Source organism: Micromonospora sp. M42, assembly GCF_000568915.1.
GTDB lineage: Bacteria > Actinomycetota > Actinomycetes > Mycobacteriales > Micromonosporaceae > Micromonospora > Micromonospora chalcea.
This window is the reverse complement of sequence record NZ_KK037239.1, coordinates 1-5,346: the sequence shown is the minus strand read 5'-3', so window position 1 is coordinate 5,346 and position 5,346 is coordinate 1. Positions and strand designations below refer to the sequence as shown.

The 5,346-nt window shown below is 64.8% G+C and carries 6 protein-coding genes; 2 read left to right on the top strand and 4 right to left on the bottom strand.

The window, feature by feature from the left end; genetic code table 11:
* Nucleotides 1-41 precede the first annotated feature (41 nt).
* Both MCBG_RS30850 and MCBG_RS30845 read right to left on the bottom strand, forming a co-directional pair.
* Nucleotides 42-875 carry a hypothetical protein gene (locus tag MCBG_RS30850; RefSeq protein WP_009068103.1) on the bottom strand — a complete coding sequence of 278 codons (834 nt, stop codon included), beginning with the start codon at nt 873-875 and terminating at the stop codon, nt 42-44.
* 202 nt (nt 876-1,077) lie between these two features.
* On the bottom strand, nt 1,078-2,280 hold the full coding sequence (locus MCBG_RS30845) for an MrcB family domain-containing protein (RefSeq protein WP_198033363.1): 1,203 nt from the start codon (nt 2,278-2,280) through the stop codon (nt 1,078-1,080).
* Between the two features lie 273 nt (nt 2,281-2,553).
* Here MCBG_RS30845 and MCBG_RS30840 point away from each other — a divergent pair, with 273 nt between their 5' ends.
* A complete protein-coding gene (locus MCBG_RS30840; protein ID WP_198033362.1) occupies nt 2,554-2,991 on the top strand; it encodes a GntR family transcriptional regulator in 438 nt (145 codons plus the stop codon).
* A 10-nt stretch (nt 2,992-3,001) separates the two neighbouring features.
* Nucleotides 3,002-3,574 (top strand): HD domain-containing protein, encoded by a 573-nt coding sequence (locus MCBG_RS30835; protein ID WP_009068100.1) that lies wholly within the window; start codon nt 3,002-3,004, stop codon nt 3,572-3,574.
* Here MCBG_RS30835 and MCBG_RS30830 read toward each other — a convergent pair.
* Nucleotides 3,562-4,035: an NUDIX hydrolase gene (locus MCBG_RS30830; RefSeq protein ID WP_009068099.1), complete on the bottom strand. Its 474-nt coding sequence runs from the start codon at nt 4,033-4,035 to the stop codon at nt 3,562-3,564. The two genes, MCBG_RS30835 and MCBG_RS30830, sit on opposite strands and share 13 nt — an antisense overlap.
* Nucleotides 4,035-4,802, bottom strand: a complete 768-nt coding sequence (locus MCBG_RS30825) for a helix-turn-helix domain-containing protein (RefSeq protein ID WP_009068098.1) — start codon at nt 4,800-4,802, stop codon at nt 4,035-4,037. The genes MCBG_RS30830 and MCBG_RS30825 overlap by 1 nt, the downstream gene beginning before the upstream one ends.
* Between the last annotated feature and the right edge of the window lie 544 nt (nt 4,803-5,346).

Here is a 5,346-nt window from a genome sequence, read left to right as displayed (position 1 = left end):
TTGCCGGTCCCGCACGGTGCGGGGCGGCGGGTGGCGGGGCGTCAGCGCACGTCGACGTAATCGGCGGTGCTCGTGGCGGAGCCGGTCGTGGAGTTGCCGTAGTAGACCCAGCGGTAGTAACCGTCGACGCCGGCGGTCACCGTGGTCTTCAGGTTCCCGGTGCCGTTGCTCGTGGCCTTCTTGAGCGTCTTGTACGTCTTGGCGCCCTTGGCGCGGAACTGGAGGCTGACGGTACGGCCGCTGTAGGCGTCGTACTTCTTCGTGCTCCAGTTCGCCCGGGTCGCCTTGCCCGTGACGGTGACCTTCTTGCCCTTGCTGACGGGCTCCGGGGTGGCGTTGGTGGTGGTCCTGGCCGCGCGCTTGAGCTGGACGGTGTAGGGGCGGGTCTCCGTCTCATGCGTCTTGAGCTGGTCGTCACGGGTGAAGAGCGTCAGCCCGATGGCGGTCTTCCACGTCGTGGCGTCGCTGTTGGAGTCGACCGAGTACTTGGTCGGGTGCGGGTCGATGAACAACTCGCCCTCACAGCGCGCGTGCTTGGCATCGCGTTCGTAGCATGTGGTGCCGCTCGGGGGGATGATGTTCTCGCCGTCCTTCACGGCCTTCCCCTTGAGGTCACCGTGGTAGAGGTAAACGAACACGTCGTAGCGGAACGGGTCGGCGGTGCTGTAGCCGGCCGGGAGCGTGAGGTTGAAGGTGAAGGTCGGATACACCCTCTTCGTCGTCCCCACGACGATGGACTTACCGTTGTCGTTGATGACGAGGTCCGACACGATGATCCCCGTGTCCGCCGCCTGAGCCGTCGGCGCGTTGAGCACGGAGAGCCCGAGCGCCGCCACGAACGCGGCCGCGGCCACGGTCCGTCTGCCTGTCTTCATTCACACCTCTTCGGGAGAGTGCCGAAAAGAAGCGGCAGCCTACCCGATGATCACCACAGGTCCTCCACAGGTGACACACAGGGCCACGCCTCCCCCGGAAACGACGAAGAGGCCCGGTGGCCAACCTTTCGGTTGGCCACCGGGCCTCTCGCTCCGCGTGGCGGCGCCAGGATTCGAACCTGGGAAGGCTGAGCCGGCAGATTTACAGCGGGCTCCTTCGGGTGGCTGTGACCTGCGAATCTCCCTGGGACTGTCGCTGCTGGGGGACACCTGGGGAAGAGGGGGTCGTTCCGACCTGAGTCCGGTAGCTGTAGGAGATCACGGTGAGGTCATCCTCTTCGACGCTCCAGGGCGAGGTGCAGTGGAGTGTCCCACCCGAGGCGACCGGCTTCTTCCCGGTACGTTCCAGGGTGATGGAGTGGACCACGACGAGGGCGTTGTCGGGGTAGTACTGGCGCTGCTTCTGGACCTCGGCGCGGGTCAAGATCACGTCCAGTCCTGCTGAGGCGGTCCCCTTGACCTCGGCCCTCATCTTCCGCCCAACCCGAGTCAGCAAGAGGTCGTACGACTCACGGGCACCGACATCCTTGACGGTCCATCCCTGCGCCTGGAAGAACTCCGTCGCCATGTCTACGCTGTGGCGCTCGATCGCGTCTCGCTCCTCCGCGCTGAGCCGGTAGCCCTGCCCCGGCTTGAGCCGACGTGACCCCTTGCGCGTCCGGCGGCCGGCCGCCTTCGCGGCGCTCTGTTCCGCCTCCAAGATTTCGGGGGCGGGGTCACCAGGGATGTGTGGCGCCAGTCGCTCGGCTTCGTAGAGCCTCCGCAAAAGGCCAAGCATGTAGCGCAGATCCGCGAGGAGCACCTCCTGCCCCGGCAGCGTCTCCCGCGAGTACTCAAAGGCGACGACGGTCCCGGGCCCGTAGCCCCGCCCGAGAGTCGTGGTGGCTTCCAGCCGAAGGTCGCGCTTCAGGTCGGAGCGCGTTGTCACCTGTTCGGCGATGACGGGACGCGCCCAACTGGCCCGCGCTCGGAGATCCTCCACCTTGCGTTGCTTGAAGTCGCCCCCGGTCCATACCGTGGTCCCCTGCATGAGCGACAGGTAGACGCGCTCTCCCGTAGCGCCGAACAAGTAGACGACGTACCAACCGCTCGTGGCACTTGGCGACTGGTCCACCCCGTACACGCGAACCCAGGGGATCTCGGTCTTCAGCCCCGTCCCATCCCTGCCCTCCACGCCGAGTTCGTCCACTGCCACGCCGAGCGCATCGGCCAGCTCGGCCTTGTACCCACGCAGGAAAGCTGGGAGCTCCTGACGGACGAAGACTCCCCGCTTCTTCATCTCGTCCGTGTTGACGGCAGTCCACACGCCCTGCAGATCCAGCACCTTGCTCAAGAGATCATCCACGAGGCGCAGCTTAGGTAACCGCACCGACAACGAGCCGGAACGGTTTTCAAGACCGATGGGTCGCCGAAACCGTCACCACCGCTGAGCTGCTAAGACTCACGCTCTGCGCGGTTCTGGGCAACGTTTCTGGCCGGAGGTTGGCCACAGGGGCCCTTCACCGGCCGTCGATCATCGGCGACCGCAGTGGCGCTTGCAACTCAACTTCAAGTACACCTGTGACTAGACGGAAGCCGTCGACCGCACCGATCGATGGCGGAGCAGGAGGGATCTCGGGTGTCCACCCCGCGCGGAACATTCCAGCGGATCGCAGATGAGCTGCGGGCCGAATTCGGGGCTCAGCAGGACGACGGCCGGCTCCCTTCGGAGGCGGAACTGACACGGCGCTTCGGAGTCGCACGGGGCACGGTGCGCAAGGCACTCCTCGTCCTCCGGGATCAAGGGCTCATCGAGGCGGAGCAGGGGGCCGGGTGGCGCCGTGTGCGCTCGGCCGACGACCGGCGACCGCTCGCGCTGAGGATGGAGGAACTGGTTCGCGCCGGAGCTGTGGGGGGCGTCTTCCCGTCCGAAGCTGAGCTGTCTGCCCAGTTCGGTGCTTCCCGTGTCTCCGTGCGCAGTGCGTTGGCACAGCTCGAAGGGCGCGGCCTACTGGAGTCCCGGCCGGGCCGGCGGCGACGCATTCGCGCCCTGCCGAACCTCGACGGCAGTTCGTAGGCTGGTGTCCATGTCTCTCACCACGTGGGCGTACGCACTCGCCGAAGACGTCCTGGCTGAACCCCTCCCCCGGCGTTGGGCGCACGTGCAGGGCGTCGCAGAGCGGGCAAAGGGGCTGCGAAAGCTGTTCACACACGAGGATGCTGAGACGCTGGAGGCTGCCGCCGTACTGCACGACATTGGCTACGCTCCGGCTCTCGCCCAGACAGGGTTCCATCCTCTTGACGGCGGCCGTTTCCTGCGTGGTCAGCAGGCGGACCCGCGCGTCACCAATCTCGTCGCCAACCATTCGTTCGCACTCCTGGAAGCCGAGGAGCGCGGACTTCGCGCCGACCTGGCCGACGAGTTCCCCCTGGAACGAGCCGACTTGGTTGACGCCTTGGTCTACTGCGACATGACCACCACACCTGACGGCGGTCTCACGGACACGCGGGCCCGGGTAGCTGAGATTGCCGAGCGGTACGAGTCGGGGAGCGTCGTCGCCCGCTTCATCCGCCGTGCGGCTCCTGAAATTCACGCGGCCTCGGATCGTGTGGAGGAGCGCCTGGCTGCGGCGAACACGGCTACCGGTCACCCGATGTAGGGCTCCGTTCTGCCCGTGTCCAGGCCGTGTTCGATCCTCAGCCGAATCGACGGATGGATATTCAGTTTCGAGAGGTCCGTTGGTGGTACCCAGCGGACCTCCTTCGATTCTGCGCTCGTACGCAATTCACCGCCAACCGGACTCGCCCGAAAGCAGATGGAGAACTGCTGCCGAACCTCTCCGTCGTCGTACTGCATGACGTGGTGGGGGTTGGTATAGGTGCCCACGATAGATTGAACGGCGACGCGAATACCGGTCTCTTCTTCCACCTCTCGCACAACCGTCTCCTCGATTGACTCCCCAGCGTCGTGGCCGCCGCCCGGGATGGCCCAGAGGTCATTATCTGTTCGGTGGATCATTAGCAGATCCCCAGCCTCATTTCGGATTACCGCAGTGACGGACGGGACCACGGAGTTCGGGCTTGGCGCGGCCGGGTCGTTGTAGAAATCGATACGTGCCATCATGACCTTTCCTCAAGAGCGTCTGGCGAGATGATTCGGCGCGAAGCATCCCACACCCGTTCTACGCTCTCCGCGTAGGCGTCGAACAGCTCACCGCCCGGGATTCGCTGGATGTGCAGCACGGGCGCCATGTAGGCACCCACACCGTACAAGTGACCGTTCACGAGCATTTCGTTATCTGCCCGATAGATTGAGTTGTACAGCGTGGTTGAGTGAAGGCGGAATTCGACTCCCGGAAGACCAAACAGGGCCGCATAGTTCAACAGAGCGTTCTTGATTTTTGCGGCCATAGCGGAGCCGATTCCTTCATCACTCCCCCGCTGCGCGACGGCTTCGCAAGCGGGGTCGCCCAACATGAACCGGACGGGCACACCTTCCGCCGATTTCTCTTTCACTACGCGATGGAAAGCGGCGTCTTCCGTGAGCCAGAACCCGGAGTAGGCAACCACGTCAAAATGAGCCTTGGCCGTCGAGTACAGGCGCGGCCAGAGCGAGTTCGGCGTCACTGATCGGTGGGGGTACAGGGTCACGAGTTCGGCGTTACCCGCGCTGACGATGTCGACTGCCGTCGCCTCGTCGGACCAGAGGTAGGAAACCTCGGCGCCAAGCAACGACGCGAGTGCGTATTGAAAGCGCCGGTACGGCTTGCGACCTTCGGCGTTCACCCACCGCTCCACCGTCTTCGGACTCACGCCGATCCGCTCCGCCACTTCCTCAATCGTCAGGCCCGCCTGTACCAGTGCGCCACGTAAGCGTTCGTTGGCCACTCTCGACTCCTCCCCCGAGGGGACGACTAGGGACGACTTGAACGTACCCCCGGCCGTCCCAACTCGTACAGCAGTTGCGCCACTTGTGGGTGGATCGTTGCTCCCACCAGCGCGAATCTGTTCTCACGCCGAGGACGCGGGCATTCGCTTCAACCGAACTTCCCGCAAGGGGTTGACGAGGCCCCCACGACTCTGCACAGTAGTGGACATGTAATACATGTACAGCATCACAGATGTTGCACATGCCGCAGGTTCAGGAGTGCGCCCGGGAAGGCGGCTTTGCCGCACGCCTTGACGCCCTGACCTGCTCGTTCCTTGACAACTGAACAGTGGACGAGGATCCGCCACCTGTCCTCAGGACAAGAAGGTGGCCCGCGCGGCTCAAGGCCCGCGCACAGCTCAACCCCGCCGCCGCTGATCTGCGGCGGCCGGCTGCCTCTCCTCCTCGTCCCGTCCCTGTGGCGGTACGAGGAGGAGCGCGGGGAGCCGGTCCATGCCCCTCTTTTGACCTGCGAGGTTTTGATGGCTGCTGTACAGCTCATCT

Coding starts and splice junctions, on each gene's coding strand:
- MCBG_RS30850 (WP_009068103.1), bottom strand. CDS start 875: ATGAAGACAGGCAGACGGACCGTGGCCGCGGCCGCGTTCGTGGCGGCG.
- MCBG_RS30835 (WP_009068100.1), top strand. CDS start 3,002: ATGTCTCTCACCACGTGGGCGTACGCACTCGCCGAAGACGTCCTGGCT.
- MCBG_RS30830 (WP_009068099.1), bottom strand. CDS start 4,035: ATGGCACGTATCGATTTCTACAACGACCCGGCCGCGCCAAGCCCGAAC.